Source organism: Pseudomonas sp. FP215 (assembly GCF_030687795.1).
In the GTDB taxonomy this organism is placed as follows: Bacteria; Pseudomonadota; Gammaproteobacteria; order Pseudomonadales; family Pseudomonadaceae; genus Aquipseudomonas; species Aquipseudomonas salmasensis.
Window position 1 is genome coordinate 2741769 of record NZ_CP117447.1, and the last position, 17663, is coordinate 2759431.

Annotated in this window: 12 protein-coding genes; 5 read left to right on the top strand and 7 right to left on the bottom strand. The window is 56.8% G+C overall.

Features of this window, described 5'->3' with window-relative positions; genetic code table 11:
• Window positions 1-333 precede the first annotated feature (333 nt).
• Window positions 334-5367, top strand: a complete 5034-nt coding sequence (locus PSH76_RS12550; protein ID WP_305494196.1) for an NACHT domain-containing NTPase — start codon at window positions 334-336, stop codon at window positions 5365-5367.
• Between the two features lie 166 nt (window positions 5368-5533).
• Here PSH76_RS12550 and PSH76_RS12555 read toward each other — a convergent pair whose 3' ends face one another.
• Complete coding sequence (locus PSH76_RS12555) at window positions 5534-5833, bottom strand: hypothetical protein (RefSeq protein WP_305494197.1); 300 nt, start codon at window positions 5831-5833, stop codon at window positions 5534-5536.
• A 297-nt stretch (window positions 5834-6130) separates the two neighbouring features.
• Between PSH76_RS12555 and PSH76_RS12560 the strand changes: the two genes are divergently transcribed.
• From PSH76_RS12560 to PSH76_RS12570, 3 genes are all read left to right on the top strand, one after another.
• A complete protein-coding gene (locus tag PSH76_RS12560) occupies window positions 6131-7345 on the top strand; it encodes an aldose 1-epimerase family protein (RefSeq protein WP_078803158.1) in 1215 nt (404 codons plus the stop codon).
• A gap of 259 nt (window positions 7346-7604) precedes the next feature.
• Window positions 7605-8120 carry a GNAT family N-acetyltransferase gene (locus tag PSH76_RS12565; protein WP_305494198.1) on the top strand — a complete coding sequence of 172 codons (516 nt, stop codon included), beginning with the start codon at window positions 7605-7607 and terminating at the stop codon, window positions 8118-8120.
• A gap of 438 nt (window positions 8121-8558) precedes the next feature.
• The gene (locus PSH76_RS12570; RefSeq protein ID WP_305494459.1) at window positions 8559-9860 is read left to right on the top strand and encodes an IS4 family transposase; all 1302 of its coding nucleotides are present in this window, start codon (window positions 8559-8561) and stop codon (window positions 9858-9860) included.
• Window positions 9861-10033: 173 nt separating this feature from the next.
• Here the strand turns inward: PSH76_RS12570 and PSH76_RS12575 are convergent, their stop codons facing one another.
• Together PSH76_RS12575 and PSH76_RS12580 are read right to left on the bottom strand one after the other, a co-directional pair.
• Window positions 10034-10654: a LysE family translocator gene (locus tag PSH76_RS12575; RefSeq protein WP_034135720.1), complete on the bottom strand. Its 621-nt coding sequence runs from the start codon at window positions 10652-10654 to the stop codon at window positions 10034-10036.
• Window positions 10655-10747: 93 nt separating this feature from the next.
• Window positions 10748-11008, bottom strand: coding sequence for a DUF6429 family protein (locus PSH76_RS12580; RefSeq protein ID WP_032897066.1), 261 nt, complete (start codon window positions 11006-11008; stop codon window positions 10748-10750).
• A 101-nt stretch (window positions 11009-11109) separates the two neighbouring features.
• Between PSH76_RS12580 and PSH76_RS12585 the strand changes: the two genes are divergently transcribed.
• The gene (locus PSH76_RS12585) at window positions 11110-11595 is read left to right on the top strand and encodes a DUF2867 domain-containing protein (RefSeq protein ID WP_083610656.1); all 486 of its coding nucleotides are present in this window, start codon (window positions 11110-11112) and stop codon (window positions 11593-11595) included.
• Window positions 11596-11673: 78 nt separating this feature from the next.
• On the opposite strand, the gene PSH76_RS12590 is transcribed toward PSH76_RS12585, so the two are convergent.
• The 4 genes from PSH76_RS12590 to PSH76_RS12605 all read right to left on the bottom strand — a co-directional run bounded on the left by PSH76_RS12590 (window position 11674) and on the right by PSH76_RS12605 (window position 16898).
• Entirely contained in the window at window positions 11674-12030 is a 357-nt protein-coding gene (locus tag PSH76_RS12590; RefSeq protein ID WP_305494199.1) for a VOC family protein, read from the bottom strand.
• Between the two features lie 69 nt (window positions 12031-12099).
• Window positions 12100-13587 carry a methyl-accepting chemotaxis protein gene (locus PSH76_RS12595; RefSeq protein ID WP_305494200.1) on the bottom strand — a complete coding sequence of 496 codons (1488 nt, stop codon included), beginning with the start codon at window positions 13585-13587 and terminating at the stop codon, window positions 12100-12102.
• Between the two features lie 183 nt (window positions 13588-13770).
• Window positions 13771-15924, bottom strand: a complete 2154-nt coding sequence (locus PSH76_RS12600; protein WP_305494201.1) for a TonB-dependent siderophore receptor — start codon at window positions 15922-15924, stop codon at window positions 13771-13773.
• A gap of 212 nt (window positions 15925-16136) precedes the next feature.
• Complete coding sequence (locus tag PSH76_RS12605) at window positions 16137-16898, bottom strand: PIG-L deacetylase family protein (RefSeq protein WP_032897071.1); 762 nt, start codon at window positions 16896-16898, stop codon at window positions 16137-16139.
• Window positions 16899-17663: the final 765 nt, after the last annotated feature.

The following is a 17663-nucleotide window of genomic DNA, read 5'->3' on the forward strand; positions in this document are numbered from 1 at the left end:
TTTGGGAAGAAGTGCACCGTGAGCTCAAATCTCTGGTAGAAGCTGCGGAGTCTGGAGACAAGGCTGCGATAGCTAAGAAATTTGGCCAGTTCACACCCTCGCTCAGCGCTACTGACGAACTGCAGGGCCGGATATCCAGCATACATCCACAGAACGTCGTCTACCTACGAATGCCAGAACTGCGGACGCCTTGGGGTGCAAAAGGATGCCAGTGAAAGATTTGTCTCCTATGTTCCTGAGGAAGGCGCATATGCGGCAATCCTGGCAGTGGCATCAGGAGAGCCCGGAGATCAAGATTGAGCGTGCGCGATCGGCCGAAAACGGCAGTTGTAATTGGCTGCATTCGGCCAGAAGCGGCCACTCAATGGTGTCTATCAAAACAGTGACGATTCAAGCCACGGTGCCCCCAGTTTTGATACACAATATGATGCAACCCCCCGGCGCCCGATGACAGAAGTCGCACCTGCACATGGATCATCAAAAATGACGGAAATTGCAATCACGGCCCCAGCAAGCCATGTCCCACCTTTTACCTCAGTTCTTACGGCCGCACAGTCATTGCCATTTAGTGAGTTACGCTGGGAAAACTTTGAAAAGCTGTGTTATCGACTGGCGGGGAAACAAGCTGATATCGAATCTCACAGCCTATATGGAAGGGCAGGACAAGCGCAGCAAGGCATAGACATTTTTGCTCGAAAGCGCAACGGTAGATACGACACCTGGCAAGCGAAATGCTACGCAAAGTACACCCCGAGAGACCTGAAGAAAGCCTGTGAAACGTTCCTCGAGGGAGGCTGGGTGGCCAGGACTGATATGTTCTACATTGCCGTGCAATGTCCAGTCGATGACGTCGGTCTGCAGGATGCGATTGAAGTTCAGGCCGAATTATTTCATGCCCAGGGAATAACCCTTAAGGTACTTGGTGGTCATGACTTGTGCGGCGCATTGCGAAATTACCCAGATATCGTATTGGAGTTTTTTGGGCGTGAGTGTGCGAAGGCATTTTTTGGGGACACCGTAAGCCAGGAGCAACTGTTGCGGCTAGATGGTAGCGAGTTGCATAAGATCAGGACGCAACTCCATAGCGTCTATCAAGGAGGTTTCGAGCTTCTTGACCGAATTCTGGTGAATGCCCCAACGCCTTTTTCTGATCGGTCTCAGGCCCCCATTTCCCTGCTTGAGCGTTTCTCTGCACCTGACGTTCTGCTGAAGGAAGCTGTCATGAGCCAGGTGGCACCTGGCCAGGGTGAGGCACCAGTTTCGCCTATGTCCGAACCGCAACGAACTAACGCGCATTCACCGGTGAAAAAAGAGGAAAGCCGTCAGGCGGAAAATTACCGTCGCACCCCCATCTTGGATTGGCTTGGAGAGTCCGATCAGATTGCTGTCGTGGGGCATGCTGGAAGCGGAAAAAGTACGGTGCTGCGGTGCCTAGCGCTTGATTTGCTCGGTGAACAGAGGCGATTTACTGACGTTGCGAAACGCTGGGGCCGCCATTTACCGTTGTTCATTTCTTTCGCTAAGTGGGTGCGCCTCAGTGAAGCCAATGCCGGAGCTATAGGTATCAAAGAATTAATCCGTGCGACTTGGCAGCCTCAGTTAACTGGTGACCTCGTGGCATTGATTGATCAAGCCATTGATGAGTCCCGGGTACTACTTCTTGTCGACGGGCTAGACGAATGGGCCAACGAGCAGGCAGCTCGCACGACCTTGCTCACAATGCTAACTATTGTTTCTGCACACAAAATTCCGGTGGTCGTCAGTGCTCGACCCGGAGGGCTTTCAAAAATCGGGGGGATTCCAGACAGCTGGGCAGTGGGACTGCTAGCACCACTGTCCAAGGTGCAGCAGAGGGAAATCGCCACGACGTGGTTCTCGCGAAACGTGGGGTCCAGCAACGATCAATCTTCTAATGAAGAATCAATCACCTGGCAAACTCAGCGGTTCTTCAAAGAGCTTGAAAAAGGGCGTGGGTTGGCCACGCTCGCGGAGACGCCGCTGTTATTGCTGGGATTGATCGCGTTGGCAGTTCGTCAGTTGGTGTTGCCGATCAACAAGGTCCAGGCGCTGAACCAGTTGACTGACTTGCTGTTGGAGGTCCATCCGTCTAGCCGAGCCACAGCGGCAGGGGACGTCTGCCCTCGATTTTCGTCTGCGGCATCAATCGACGTTCGCAGGGAAGCGCTCGCAGCGCTTGCATTCGAGATTCGAATGGAGGGGGGAGACGCTGGGTATCCCCTTCAACTGGCCCGTAAATGCATAAAAACATTTCTCACTGATCCTGAGGGATATTGCTACACGACTCGCGAGGCTTCCGAAGTCGCCAACGAGATCCTTGCAGTTAACGCCGAGACGATGGGCCTGCTAGTTGAAAAAGGGCGCGAGGAGGTGGGTTTTGTGCATGCAAGCCTGGAGGAATATCTGGCATCCGTCCATATACACGGCTGGCCGATTGAGACGATCTTGAGTTTCGTGCGGGCAAATGCAAGTAGTTTCCGTTGGAGAAGTGTGTTCGGCGATTTGATTGCGGGTAACACTAGGCGGTCTGAAGCCGAGCAAATCGTGCAGGTTATCGATGAACCTGAGGTTGATGTGGTCGGCGCATTGCAGCGGCGCTTGCTTCTTGCCAATGTTGTGTTTGGAGGGGCAGAGATCAATCGACCTACTGCGATCAGGCTGGCTGAGCGCAGTCTGAACATCATTGGAGGGGCTGGGTGGGGTGGTGAGCGTAGTGCCCACCTTGCCGCTGCGCTAGGAGGAATTTACAATCCGACACTCAGAGAAAAAACGTCGCAAAGTATCAATCGCTGGGGAATACGATCTGCAGAGTATTTACAAGAATTTTATTCTGCATTAGCACGATGGGAGCGGTCAGACCATCAGCTTAGTTTGTTGAAACATGGGCTTAAGGATGAGGGTCCCGCCAATTCTCGAGCCGCCGCTCAGTCATTGGCAGTCGTCTACAACGGCGATATAGAAGTAGAAAGCTGGCTGATGGGATTGCTTCGCGGTGACTCCGATTTGGCGGTGGTGGCGCGGGCTTTGGAAGCCTTGACCATCGGTTGGTCCGATAACCGCTTGTTGATTAATTTCCTAGTCACAGCTTCTGTTGCTGTGGACAAGGCGCTTCAACTGAGCGCTATCTGGTGCAAGGTTCAATTAGGGCTGCACCAAGATACTGATCTGTCAGCGCTACTTTCACTATGTGCTTGGCGTGATGGAATCGGTTACTTGCATCGTGCACAGGTTGGGGAAAGTTTAGTACAGGGTTGGCTGAACAACTCTAAAGTAGTTGAGATTTGCCTGAATAACCTAAACGGAAGAATCTCAGGCTACGATGAAATTGAGAAGGAAATTGCACAGCATTATCTTCTCAGCTGTAGTGCTGATAATGCGCAGATATGTGCATGGATCGCGCATGAATTGCGATCAGAGCATCCGTTCGTCTTGAGGTTGGGGCTGGATTGGAGCCAGCTTTTGAAATTCTCGGAAAAGGATAGTGAGGTTCGAGAACAGCTCGTGCTCGCGGTTATTTCCAAGAAGGTGGAACATCAAGAGTATGTTGCGAGACCGGTGTACAATTCCCTTCAAGACCCCAGAATTAAACAGTACTTGATGGAAAGGGTAAAAAAAGCTAAGGATTTTTCAGTCTTTTGGGCTCTGGCTCCTTTGGTTGAAGGTTGGACAGCTGAGCTTCCTGAAGTTCGCGAGCTGGTGCAAGAGGTACTTCTGTGGCCAGATGACCGAAAATTTCATCTGATTGGCTTGTACCCAAAAATGCTTAGTCGAGAAACGTGCATTGAGGAATTATTAAAGATTCTCAACGGCCGCCATAAAGTAAGGTTCGACGTAGTGCTTGCTGCTTTCAGCCAGTTGGACGTTTTCGACCATAAAGAAATTGTAGAAATTTTGGTGGACAGGTCGTTGTGCGAGCCAGACCACGTCTATTCAGGTTCCGGGCAGTTGATTGCCCTTTACCCCCAAGAAGGGAGGGTCAAAGCGTTTGCACTAGAAAGGCTTAAAGGGCGTAACCCACCCATTGGGCTTCTAGCTTTAGCCTATCGTGATGACTCGTTCGTCCAGCAACTTATTGCTGAGAGTGTTGGTTCCCTCTCAGCTGTTATGCGGTTGCAAATCGTTGATGCTGCCTCCAGTGAGTTCGATCGAAACGATACTGCAAAGGAAATCTTGGAAAGGTATGATCATGAAGTAGACGGCCCTCTCAAAACTCACGCTGCCATAAAAAACTATCAAGCACTGCTTTCCATCGACTCAGACCGGAAGCCAGTTATCGATCGCCTGCTTGTAGATGCAATGGCGGTTGGACACGATCATGAAGATCGGCGAGCGGCTGCGTTCGCCGGTTTGGTCGTATACGGAGCAACGGAGCAATTTTCTATCCTCGAGTGGGGGAAAAAACCCCTGGATATATCGCTAGGGCATTATTCTAATGAGCCCCCAGCGCTGATTAGATTGGTGGCTGAGCACTGGGACGATTTGGAAAAAAGCTTCGACGGTCAATTACTCTCAAGACTAGGACACTTTACTGACGAATCGCGCTTATGGGAGCTTGTAGCGCCATATGTGTCCGTTAATACCGTATTGCGGCAGCGCTTTCTCGACTATTGCTCACACACGACGGAGTGTCTTCGCGCCCCAGTATTGCAGGCGCTAGCCAAGGAAGTTTCCAGAAGCGATCTGCTGCTAAAGCACTGTTTGACTGCGACTAGGATTCACAGAAACAGTGCGGATCAGTCTTGGCATAGAATGCAGAGCTATTTCGAAGCTTCCTATATATTGCGGCAGCAATTTTCCGAGAACGGTGACGTGTTAGCCCAATTACAGTCGACTGTTTGTGAGAGTGGTTTCCAACATGGCGTTGCAGCACTGGCCATTTATGATCCCGGCAACCCCAGTCTGGACAAAGTAGTATCAGCGGTAAGTAATGACGACCACGACTATGAAAGCTTTGTTGGACCTATCCTTGTCGGGGTTCAAAGGCTTCAAAGTGTAAAGCTCGAGAAGCTGGTTAGAGCAATGATCAATCGACCGAGCCATTCGTTATGGGATTTTCAGGACAGGGTCAATTATGCTATTAAATCCAGGATTGGCACAGATGATGAGTTTGCTGGTTTGATTGGTGCGCGGTTGGCGTCAAGTTCGTCCGAGAGCGAAATTTCAAGCTACTCGCGTTATTTAGCGTCCGCAGGAAGGCTCAACGAAGAAACTCATGGGCATTGTCTACGTTTGCTCAATGCAAGGTCCTCTTCCTTGTGCATTCCAGCTCATGGATACGATTCGACAGCCGACGTTGTACGACCAGTAGTTCATTCTCTTCTTGATGTTCTAGCAGGTCCAATTTATTAGCTTGTGGAAACCATGTCGTATGACTAAGCGTTTTGGAACGCTTCCACCGTTAGATCGAGGAGCAGTTGGACGCGAGTGACCGCTTCTGGCCGTTTACGGCCCATGAAAGATACCTAGTTCCTCCTCCACGCGCTGGCCTGCTTGCTCCAGCGCGCGGAGCCCTTTACTAGCTAACCGTTGTAGAGTGCGCTTCTACCTCCGAAGCCTGCTCCCGCAATCGACGCGCGATAACATCCATCAGATCACACCCATCCCGCAATGGTATAGCTAGCAGTTGTGCAAAGTCTGAAAGCACCACGCAGTCAGCCTCCACCTCACCCCGAAAAGCGATGTTTTCCAATACTTGAGTCACGGTACGAATACGGTAGTCAGCCATCGCTTGCAGCACATCGAGCGGTGCTTGCGAATCAATGAGCAGGGAAGCTGGAACCCGTTCGATTCCAGTAAGAGGGATATATCTTTCCATTTTTGAAACTCCGATAAATGCAATGATTTACCGATAATCAGGTCGCCAAACCTGGTCGCCACGTGGGCGACCGGGGGACTATAAGCGCCATTGCAGCCGACGAGCAACGCCAAGGTTGTAACCGGCACGGACGGGCTGAAGCTCATACGCCGCTCATCCCATTTTTTTTGCTCCAGTCTCCCCGAGGCTAGTCTCGTCTCCTTCCTGGAATTTCCACGCGTCGTCTCGCTTTTTAAGCTTGCTGAAACGTTTCATCGAGTTTATAAATCGCAAACAACTCCAATAAAGGCCACCGCCATGACCCCGCTAAAACTCCTCGTTGCCCTCAGCGCATTCTCTGCCGCCTCCCACGCCCTGGCCTGGGATTACGTGCTGCTCGATACCGACAAAGCCGCCCAGAACTGGCAGGTCACCAGCCAGCAGCTCGGCATCCAAACCGACAAGCCCTTCAGCGTTACCTTGCGCACCCTGCACGGTGGTCGGCAGGAGGGCGTGAGCATTGTCGATATCGATAACGGTACGATGAAGCTCTCGGTAGTGCCGACTCGCGGTATGAACGTGTTGCAGGCGTCGGTTGGTGATGTGCGTATGGGTTGGGATTCGCCGGTCAAGGAAGTGGTCAATCCGTCTTTCATCGAGCTCAGTGGCCGTGGTGGTCTGGGTTGGTTGGAAGGTTTCAATGAGTTGGTCACCCGTTGCGGCTACGAGTGGGTCGGGCATCCTGGCATCGACAACGGCGAGCTGCTGACCCTGCACGGGCGGGCGGCCAATATTCCTGCGAATAAAGTCACCCTGCATATCGATGAAAAGCCGCCGTACGCCATCACCCTGCGTGGCGAGCTGAAAGAGCAGGCGTTCAAGAAGGTCGATTTCTCTGTTGCGACTGAACTGGTCACCGAGCCTGGCAGTGTGGTGTTCGCTCTCAACGACACGCTGACCAACAACGGCGATTATCCGAAGGAATATCAGGCGCTGTATCACAGTAACTTCAGCACCCCGTTCCTGGAGCAGGGCGCGCGGTTCGTTGCGCCAGTGAAGCAGGTGTCGCCGTTCAACGACAAGGCCAAGGGCGAACTGGCCGACTGGCAAACCTATCGCGCACCGACCAAGGACTATGACGAAACGGTTTACAACGTGGTGCCGTATGCCGATGCCAAGGGCGATACCTTGACGGTGTTGCATAACAAGGCCGGCAGCCTGGGGGTTTCGGTGGGTTTCAATACGCAGACACTGCCTGTGTTTTCGCTGTGGAAGAACACCGATACCCAAGGGCAGGGTTATGTGACGGGGCTGGAGCCGGGGACGAGTTTTTCGTACAACCGTCGTTATCAACGGCCACTGAACCTGGTGCCTACGATCGGGGCGAAGGAACACAAGCAGTTCCGGATCAGCTACAGCTTGTTGGCGGATAAGGCGGCTGTTGATAAGGCTTTGAAGCAGGTCAGCGAGATTCAGGGTGGGCGGGAGACTGAGGTACGGCAGACGCCTTTGGTGGATTTGACCAAGGGGTGATATTGGCTGGATCTATCACGTGGGGCCCGGCGTGCTTCATCGACGCCGGAATCGCCCTGCAACTGTAGGAGCGAGCTTGGTCGCGAAAAACCCACAGGCGCCGCGTTCACTCAGCAAGCCCGCGTTATCGTTGAAGTTCTTCGCGAGCAAGCTCGCTCCTACATTGAGGTTGGTATTGATATTGGGCGGTGTTCAGCGCAGGGCTTTCTGTCATCGACAGGCATGCATACTGAAATAACCGTATTTCAGGAGCATTTCCATGATTCGCAGGGCCTTACCCGCCGACGCAAAAGCCATTGCCCAGGTGCATATCAGCAGTTGGCAAGACGCCTACCGTGACTTGATGCCCGCCCAGTTCTTGAGCGGGTTGCAAGCAACCCTGGCTAGGCGCGAAGCCCATTGGGTTCGCTTGCTTGCCTTGGGTGAGTCGACGGTATGGGTTGCCGAGGTGGGCCAGCAGATTGTCGGCTGGATATCCGTTGGCGCCAGCCGTGACGAAGACGCCGTCCAGGCAAAGGCTGGTGAGGTCATGGCCATCTACGTGCTCGCCGAGCATTGGCAAACCGGCGTTGGGCTGGCCTTGTGGAAAGCCGGCTTGCAGGACCTATTGGCGCAAGGCTATGAGCGTTTAACGCTGTGGGTCTTGGCCGGTAATGAACGGGCGATTGGATTTTATCGCCGGGCGGGGTGTGTGGAGGAGGCCGGGACTGAGCGCGATCTTGAGAGGGGCGGTGTTACGCTGGTGGAGGTGAGGTATGGTTTGCCGTTGAGATAGCGTCGGTATCTACGCAACTTTGCAGACCGTAGCAGCCGACGGTAACCACGATGCGAAGCGAGTCGCTCTTGATCTTGCTCTTGATCTGCTTGTGATCTTGATCTCAGGCGCCCCGTTAAACCACGCTGGCCGGAATTCGACAGGGATTTGGGGGGTAAACCGGCAGGGATGCCGGTTTAGCCGCCCCGCGCCATGGATGGCGCGTGGCGGCGGCCCCCCAAATCACTGGCGGATTACGGGCACACCGAGCCCAAGCGAGGTGCCGAGTGGTGGGGCGAGGACCTTTTGGTTACTTTTGGGTCCTTCCAAAAGTGACCCGCTGTCAGAGCCATCCCTTTCAAGGTCTTCGGTAAAATCCCCTGAAATTTCATTCAGGGATCCCAAACGATGTGGGCCGATGTTCTAGCGCGTTTCGAGAAAAAAGCACCCGCCAGCGTCATGGCCAAATTGGCGCTGGAACAAGCTATTGCACCTGAGTGGGTCGATCAGGTCTTCGAAGAACATCGGCAACGGCAGTATTCTCGTGAACTACTGTTCTCGACCATAATCAAGCTGATGTCCCTTGTTTCATTGGGCTTGAAGCCATCCCTGCACGCCGCTGCGCGGCAACTGGAAGATCTCCCTGTCAGCTTGGCGGCGCTTTACGACAAAATCAGTCGTACAGAACCCGCGCTATTGCGCGCTCTGGTCACCGGTAGTGCGCAACGACTGACTCCAACCATCAAAGAACTGGGCTGCACGACGATGCTGCCGGACTGGCAGGTTCGCGTGGTAGACGGCAATCACCTGGCATCCACTGAGAAGCGTCTGGGGGCTTTACGCCAGGAGCGAGGTGCGGCTCGTCCCGGTTTTTCGGTAGTGGTCTACGATCCTGATCTCGATCAGGTCATCGACCTTCAGGCATGTGAGGATGCCTACGCCAGCGAGCGTGTTTGCGTGTTGCCTCTGTTGGCTAATGCTGAACCGGGCCAGGTGTGGCTGGCTGACCGACTCTACTGCACGCTTCCGGTAATGGAAGCTTGTGAGCAGGTCCAGACGTCCTTTGTCATTCGCCAGCAAGCCAAACATCCACGCCTGATTCAAGAGGGTGAGTGGCAAGAACCCGTGCCTGTGGAAACAGGCTCTGTGCGTGAGCAGATCATCCAGATCAGAGGCGGTTACCAATGTCGGCGCGTCGAACTGACGCTTCATTCGCCAACAGACTCGGGTGACAGCAGCTTGATGTTCTGGAGCAACCTGCCTGAAAGCGTCAGCGCTGAGCAGATCGCGCAACTCTATCGCCGCCGCTGGAGCATTGAAGGTATGTTCCAGCGACTGGAAGCGATCCTGGAAAGTGAAATCGAAACTCTCGGCAGCCCAAAGGCCGCCTTGCTCGGGTTCACTACGGCAGTGTTGGCCTACAACGTCCTGGCCGTACTCAAGCGAAGCGTGGAGCAAGCCCATCGGGAGACCCAGCCTGATGGCTGGGAAGCCTCGATCTATCACTTGGCGGTCCAGGTCAGGAGTGGTTATGAGGGAATGCAGATTGCACTGCCCTCGGAATATCTTCCCGCCATCCCTGTGGAAAAGTTGGCCCAGCGTTTGTTGGAGCTGGCCAGAAACATCCAACCCAAACAAGTTGCGAAAAGTCCCCGCGGCCCCAAGGTGCCTAAACCCAAGACATGGGTGCAAGGCAAGGCGGTGAATGCGCATGTTTCAACGGACAGGGTAATCAAGGCTGCCAAAACGAAAAGACCTTGAAAGGGCTGGCTGTCAGAGCGGAACCCTAGGTGGCCGTTACCGCAGGAATGGATATGTACTCGGTATTACGGTGTCGACTGTAAGGCCGCCATCGCAGGCAAGCCAGCTCCCACATTTAGATCGCGCCGCGTCAGTTAGATCGGCGTCGGCTGCCAGGGGCACTCCCCCCTCACTCATGCCCTGCGCGCAGTCAACAACACCGCCGCCGCCGCTGACAACAAACCCGCGCAGCAGCGATTGAACAGGCGCTTGCCCTTCGGCTCGGCAAACCAGCGACGCATATGCAGGCCCATATAGGCGTAGGCGCTGATGGCGACCCATTCCAAAGCCAGGAACATCACACCCAGCAGGGCAAATTGCGCAGTGACGGGTTGGCCGGGCACCACGAATTGCGGGAGGAAGGCGGTGAAGATCAGGATGGCTTTGGGGTTGCCCGCCGCCACCAGAAACTCCTGCCGTGCCAAGGCCCACAGGCCCACCTTGCTCGTCGCGGTTTCTACCTGCTGCTGCGGGTCTGCGCGCCATAGCTGATACGCCAGGTAAAACAGATACGCAGCGCCAAGAATCTTGATCCCGTAGAACAACAACTCCGAGGTTTGCAGCACCACCGCCAAGCCGGCGGAGGCGAGGGCGATCATGCCGGCGAAGGCCAGCAGGCGGCCGAGACCGGCGAGGCAGGAAGTGCGGTAACCGTAGCGGGTAGCGTTGCTCACCGACAGCAGGTTATTGGGGCCGGGGGCCATGTTCAGGGCGAAGCAGGCGGGGAGGAAGAGGGCGAGGGTGGCGAGGTCCATGGCGGCTCCGGGTTGGCAGGTCGGGGGGCTGGAGGATAACGGCATAAAGCGCGGTTTAACAATTCGTGGCTGGGCTTAAGCTCCGCTAGCGCTTCAGGTGTCCGGGTTGGATAAGCGCTCGGCTTCAGGTGCTGCACCAAACAATTGATCCGCGATGTGCCGGCCCCGTTCCAAGCCTTCCGGCGTCAGCCAAATGGATTTGCTTTTGTTTACCGGATTTCGGATAAAGCCTTGCTCATGGAGTCGGTTCATTATCTGAAAGTCGTAACCTTTCCATGAGTTGCCCTTATCAAAACTGAAGGTGGTCAGCAGGGCAAGTACGGTTTCCTCAATCCGTTTTTCGTCGTATTCCATAATGGGTACTCCGCTTGAATTCCACAGACCCTATCTAGCTTAGCGCAGCATTTCGCTTGAAGAGTTATGATGCCAATCCCGGTTTTGATCATGGACGAAAAATCTTGGCGACTCACTCTGTCAGTCACACGTTGGGTGCACCGTCTGAACTCAATTATTACGATTGCAGGTCGGTGCCATTGTCGACTGAGATCAGCGCGCTGGATGCCTGGAACATCATGACCGCCGAAACGGGACCGCTGTTAAAATTGGCCTTTAGGATCAGAGATGGGATTTCTTCAAGGTTTGGCGTTAAGCGCATCGGCGGGTTCTCCGGCAATCGGCGCGTGACGGTGCAAGCGGGTGAGCGGCTTGATTTTTTCCTGGTGGAGGACTGCGCGCCGGATAGGCTGGTGCTGACCGAGCGTGACCGGCACCTGGATGTGATGATTTGCCTTTCACTTGCTGATCGTGTGCTTACGATCACTTCATCGGTGATCACCCACAACACCTTTGGGCGCCTCTACATGCTGCCGGTGGGGCCGGCGCACAAGCTGATCGTCAATCGGCTAATGACCCGCTTGCAGCGCAAGCTGCAACAGCTTTGAATCTAGAAAAGACTCCCTCAACACAATTTATTCTCCGTCAGAGCTTTCGCGCTTCAACGATACAGCTAAAGCGCTGGATCACAGCGCAACGCTCCACACCGCCAGTTCATACCCATCTGGATCGGTGAAGTGGAACCTGCGGCCTCCTGGAAACGCAAACGTCTGGCGAGTAATCACCGCGCCCAGCTGTTGAAGCCGCTGCTGCACACTGTCCAAGTCATCGGCATACAAGATAACCAAGGGCCCGCCCGGTCGCACAGGCTCGCCGGTGGTGAAACCGCCCGTGAGCCGGCCATCGCTGAATTCGCCGTAGGTGGGGCCGTAGTCGACGAACGTCCAGCCGAATGCAGCGCCGTAAAAGGCTTTACTGCGGGCGATGTCGCTTACGTTGAACTCAATATTGTCGATCTGTCTGTCTTTACCGGCTGTGCTCATGGTGGCCTCCGTGGCTCGTATCTTAGGCCGCGAGTGTAGCGTATCCGTGCCTGTCCATTTCCCACGCGTTCAAGGATGAAACCTGCGCCCCAACGCATCCAGCCGCACCGCGATCGGTGGCAGACGTTCGCTGCTACGCGCGAGTGTCTCGACGTCGTCGGCGGTGTTCTGGGCGATGCTTTGCACCGATTGCAAGCGCTCGACGATCTCCAGGTTGGCCGAGGTCTGCTCGCGGGTGGTGGTGACGATGTGGCCGTTGAGTTGGTCGATGTGCGCGATGTCCTCGCCTACTGCCCGTAGCATGTCCACGGCCTCTTGGCTGTCTGCCACGCAGCGCTCTACGCCTTCGCGGCTGGCGTGCATGGCTTCGACGGCTTGGCGGCTGCCGTGTTGCAGGCCCTCGATGATGCTTTTGATTTCCTGGGTGGACAGGGCGGTGCGCTGGGCCAGGCTACGCACTTCATCGGCCACCACGGCAAAGCCACGGCCTTGCTCGCCGGCGCGGGCGGCTTCGATGGCGGCGTTGAGGGCCAGCAGGTTGGTCTGGTTGGCGATGCTGCTGATCACTTCCAGCACCGAGCCGATTTGTTCGGCCTGCACCGCCAGGGATTCTACGGTCGACTCCGTGCCGTTGATGCGCGAAGCCAGTTGGCTGATTTCATGCTGGGCGCGGCCGACGCTTTCCTGGCCGCGCACAATCTGCTGGCTGGCCTGGCCCGCGTGTTCCACTGCCTGTTCGACCTGCACCGTAATGTGGCCCATGGCGTCTTCCATGCGCTGCATCGAGCCGGTCATCTCGCCGATCTGTGCCAACTGATGCCGTGCGCCTTTTTCCAGGGTGCCGCTGGCGCTGGCCAGTTCCTGGCCGAGTTCGCCCAGGCCATGGGAGTCGCGGGCGACGCCGTCGATCAAGTGGGTGAGTTGCTGCAGGAAGTGGTCGAACCGCTTGGCGAGGGACACGTGGGCCTTGCCTTCACCTTGGGCGGTTTCCACGGTGAACTGCGAGGTGACGGCGAGCATCTTCTCCAGCATTTCCTGGCTCTCCACCGCTTCGGCCTGGCTATGGACGGCGAGGTAGAGCAGGGCGACGGTCTCCATCACCACGTAGAAGGCGTGGACGAAGACCATCGTCCAGCCGCCGTGATGCTCCATCACAAACACCGGGAAACCCTGGTGCTGCAAGGCATGGAACACTACGTGATGCACCGCGATGGTCAGCGCCGCTACCAGGATCGGCAGCCAGTCGCGGTAGAAAGTCAGCACTGCCAACAGCGCAAAAATGCCGAAGTGGGATTCGATCACCCCGTGCGCCTGGTTGATGTGCAACGCCGCCATCACCATCAAACCGGCGCCCAATGCACAGCGCATCACGCGGGTGCCGCCGATGACGCGGTACAGCGCCGTGAGCACCACGCCGGTGCCGCCACCGACGATCACGGCCTGCATGAGGGTGTCGTGCCAGAACGCCAGGCCGAGGGAGAACAGCAACATCAGCCAGATCAGTGCCAGCATGATGCGGTCGGCCTTGCGATAGTGCTCTAGAAAACGGACGGGCATTCACTCTTACTCCATGAGAGGGGGCGTCGAGGTCAAGCAAGCACGCGGTGTGCCACACAGGCGCGCCGCTGTGGAGTCAAGCAGATGTTAAGGATTGTCGCCGGTTACCCACGCGTTATCGGCACGCGGGTGCGGGACTTTAAGAACGGCTGCCCGAGCGGGCAGCCGAGGTTGCCGTGAGGCTCAGAAGCTGTACTTGGCAGTCAGCATCATGTTGCGGGGGCTGCCATAGGAGTCGCCGCCATAAGTCACTGAGTTGGAGATGGACTGGTAGTAGTGGCGATCAAAGATGTTGTTGGCGTTGAGCTGCAGGTCCAGGTGCTGATTGACCCGATAGCCCGCCATCAAGTCGGTGACGGCGTAGCCGCCTTGCTGGAGCCGATAGTTGCTGCCGTCCGCGAGCTTGATGTCGTTGTACATGCGGCTCTGCCAGGAGATATTGCCGCCGACTCGGAGTTTTTCCAGCGGGCCCTGGAAGTTGTAGCGGGTGGTCACTTTGAACAGATGTTCCGGGATGTCGGTATCGAACTGCTTGTTGACCTTCTGCGGGTTGGCGTCGTCCTTGATGGTGTGGGTGCGCGCATAGGTATAGCCGCCGCCGACCTGCCAGTTTTCGGTCAAGGCGCCTTGCAGTTCGAAGTCGATACCCTGGCTGCGGATTTCGCCCGAGGCTTCGGCACAGGACGCCTGCGGGCAATTGGGCACCACCACCGGCACGGCGCGGTTTTCCTGGTCGACGCGGAACAGCGCCACGCTGGCATTGAGCGTGCCACCGAAGTATTCGCCTTTGACGCCAACCTCATAATTTTTACCGACGATGGGCTTGAGTGGGGTGCCGGCTGTGCTCTTTTCTTTTTGCGGCGTGAAGATGTCGCTGTAGCTCACGTAGACCGAATGCTGGTCGTCCAGGTCGTAGATCAGGCCGGCGTAGCGGGTGAGGTTGCGGGTGATCTTGTAGTCGCCGGCGGCATCACGGTTGTCGTAGTCATACCAGTCCAGGCGAGCGCCGAGGATCAGCTTCAGCGGGTCGGCCAGGCTCAGGCGGCTGGTGAGGTAGAAACCGTCCTGGGTGGTGACTTCGCGCACATTGTTGGTGTGGGTGAAGTTCGGTTTGCCGGCATTGATCGGCCAGTTGAGGTCGTACGGGCTGTAGTTGTGGGTGGTCATGTCGTAGATGCGCTTGCTGGCGCCCACCACCAGTTCATGGGTACGGCCGAACGCATCGAACGGGCCGCTGGCAAAGGCGTCGAGCCCGGCCTGGTTTTCATCGTAGCTGGCCTGGTACACGGTGCGGGCCAGGGTGTTGTTGGTCCAGCGCGATTGGTAGGAGCCGGAGAACAAGGCGTTCTGTTCGGCGTAGTTGGCGTTGACCTGCAGGCTCCAGTCGTTGGCCAGGCGCTGGCGCAGCTCGGCGAAAACGGTGTTGATTTCCTGGTCCTTGTTCTCCCAGTCGGTGCCTGGGTTGTAAGAGCGCGACAGGTCCAGGTGGCGGCCATCCAGGCCGACCATCGAAGCGCCCCAGAAGTAGTTGGTCTTGTCCTTCTGGTTCGAGTAACCGAGGGTCAGGGTGGTGTCTTCGCCCAGGTCGGCTTCGGTGACGGCATAGAACAGGCCGTGATCCTGTTCAGCCTTGTCGATGAAGCTGTTGGCATCCCGGTAAGAGGTGACGACGCGACCGCGCCAGGTGCCGCTGTCATTGAGTGGGCTGGAGGCGTCGAGCTCGCCTCGGTAGTCGTCCCAGCTGCCGACGGCGCCGGTGAGCGTGACTTTCTGCACGTCCAGTGGCCGCTTGCGGATCAGGTTGATGGCGGCCGAAGGGTTGCCCGCGCCGGTTACCAGGCCGGTAGCGCCGCGCACCACTTCGACGCGGTCGAACATTGCCAGGTTTGGCTGGGCGCCTACCGAGGCACCGTTGTAGCCGCTGGGGATACCGTCATACATGAGGTTGTCGATATCGAACCCGCGTGCGGTAAAGCCTTGTCGGCCAGGGCCGTTGGAGTAATTGAGGAACAGCCCCGGCGTGGCGTTGACCACGTCGTTGATGCTGGTCATGGCCTGGTCATCCATGCGCTGGCGCGTGATCACGGTGACGGCCTGCGGGGTTTCGCGCAGGGTCAGTGGCAGTTTGGTTGCGGTCTTCATCGAGCCGGTGGTGTACGACTCGCTGCCTTCGGTGGTTGCGCCAAGCTGTTGGCCGGAGACCTGGGTGGCGCCCAGCTCAATGGTGGCCGGGGCTTCGGCGTCGGCGGCCATGGCCGCATTGGAGGTTGCTAGAGCGATAGTGATTGCCATCAGACTGGGTGTAAAAACGTTGCCGCCGCATTGTTGCACAGACATGAAAGTAGGGCTCCCCAAGCGCCGTCCGTGGCGAATAATAAATCTGTTGATAATTATTCGCATCAGTTTGGCAGATTGAGTCTGTAGGTAAAAGCCCCAACTCTGTAGGAGCGAGCTTGCTCGCGAAAGACTCACTGGCGCCGCGTTTATTCAGGAAGCCCGCGTTATCGTTGAGGTTTTTCGCGAGCAAGCTCGCTCCTACAGGGGGGTGTTCAGGTGAACAGGATTTCGTAGGGCTCGCGCATGCGTTCCAGCAATATTTGCGCGAGCATCGGTGGTAAGCCGATCTGCGGGTCGCCCACCAATTGGCTGGCGTAGGCATGGGCGGCGTGCAGCTTGCGCGCGACGGTCCAGGTGTCCAGGCGGACCTTGCGCGCACGTTGCCAGGGTATTACCGCGCTTTCCCGGGCTGGCCAATGCCAGGCCCAGATCGGCAGTTCATACAACTGCGCACCCATCAGGCTGCACGCCTTGGCACTCGCGCGGCCAACGGCATCGTGGTCGTCATTGCCGTCGTTGCGCCAGGTGGTAAACACCACGTCGCCGGGTTGCAGGTAGCGCGCGATGAATTGGCTCATGGGCTGTTCACGGGCGGCCAGGGCGTCATCACAAAACCCGCCACGAATCCATTTCAGGCTGTGCAAGGGCATGCCCAATCGGCGCAGGGCCTCGGCGCTTTCCTGGGGGCGCACCACGCTCAAGCGGCTGGCCGGCCATACTTGAGAGCCCGGATGGCTGGCGCTGCCATCGGTGATGGAGATCAATTGCAGTGGATGCTCCTGGGTGCTGAGCAGTTGCAGCAAACCGCCGCATGCCAGCACTTCATCGCCCGGGTGCGGGGCGATCACCACCACGCGAGCGCCGCGCGGTACCAGGGTGTTCAGGGAGATGATGGGGGTTTGCGCCAACTGCGGCGCACTGTTCCAGATTTGCGCGGGGCCGCGGCGGCCTTCGCTTAAGGAGGCAGGCTTCATGGGTGTCACATCCTTGTCGGTTGATACCGGGTCGTACCCCGTTGACGGGACGACGCTCTTCTCTTCACCGCAGGCTCCGCTGGGGTGAGTGCTGTGCGAGGCGTTAGGAGCATAGACAGGCATGGGTGTCTGCACAACTTTGGATGCGATGCCACATAACAGTCGACGATTAGCCTGGCGTCTCACGATCCAACTGTGGGAGCGGGCTTGCTCGCGAAAACGGTGGGTCATTCACCATCAATGTTGGCTGGGCCGACGTCTTCGCAGGCAAGCCAGCTCCCACAAGGATCTGTGCCAGGCGCTGATTTTGTGGGCAATACATGACCAGTGTGGGAGCTGGCTTGCCTGCGATGGGCATAGGTATCTACACAATTTTGTAGGTTGCAGCAGCCAACGGTAACCACGATGCGAAGCGAGTCGCTCTTGATCTTGATCTGCTTTTGATCTCAGGCGCCCCGTTAAACCACGCTGGCTGAACGCAGGCTTGAATTCGTGGGTAACCCGGCAGGACGCCGGGTTAGCCGCCCCGCGCCATGGATGGCGCGTGGCGGCGGCCCACGGATTCAAGCCTGCGTTCGGGCACACCGAGCCCAAGCGAGGTGCCGAGTGGTGGGGCAAGAGCGTTTTGCTTACTTTTGCGCTGTTCAAAAGTGAGCCGCCGTCAGGGCGGAACCCTAAGTGGCCGTTACCTAAATAACGGATATGTACCCGGTCCAACTGTGTTGACTGTCAGGCCGCCTTCGCGAGCAAGCCCGCTCCCACAGT

What these genes read in the sequence shown, in the direction of transcription:
- PSH76_RS12555 (WP_305494197.1), bottom strand. Translation starts at nt 5,833, where the DNA reads ATGGAAAGATATATCCCTCTTACTGGAATCGAACGGGTTCCAGCTTCC.
- PSH76_RS12560 (WP_078803158.1), top strand. Translation starts at nt 6,131, where the DNA reads ATGACCCCGCTAAAACTCCTCGTTGCCCTCAGCGCATTCTCTGCCGCC.
- PSH76_RS12565 (WP_305494198.1), top strand. Translation starts at nt 7,605, where the DNA reads ATGATTCGCAGGGCCTTACCCGCCGACGCAAAAGCCATTGCCCAGGTG.
- PSH76_RS12570 (WP_305494459.1), top strand. Translation starts at nt 8,559, where the DNA reads ATGGCCAAATTGGCGCTGGAACAAGCTATTGCACCTGAGTGGGTCGAT.
- PSH76_RS12575 (WP_034135720.1), bottom strand. Translation starts at nt 10,654, where the DNA reads ATGGACCTCGCCACCCTCGCCCTCTTCCTCCCCGCCTGCTTCGCCCTG.
- PSH76_RS12580 (WP_032897066.1), bottom strand. Translation starts at nt 11,008, where the DNA reads ATGGAATACGACGAAAAACGGATTGAGGAAACCGTACTTGCCCTGCTG.
- PSH76_RS12590 (WP_305494199.1), bottom strand. Translation starts at nt 12,030, where the DNA reads ATGAGCACAGCCGGTAAAGACAGACAGATCGACAATATTGAGTTCAAC.
- PSH76_RS12595 (WP_305494200.1), bottom strand. Translation starts at nt 13,587, where the DNA reads ATGCCCGTCCGTTTTCTAGAGCACTATCGCAAGGCCGACCGCATCATG.
- PSH76_RS12600 (WP_305494201.1), bottom strand. Translation starts at nt 15,924, where the DNA reads ATGTCTGTGCAACAATGCGGCGGCAACGTTTTTACACCCAGTCTGATG.
- PSH76_RS12605 (WP_032897071.1), bottom strand. Translation starts at nt 16,898, where the DNA reads ATGAAGCCTGCCTCCTTAAGCGAAGGCCGCCGCGGCCCCGCGCAAATC.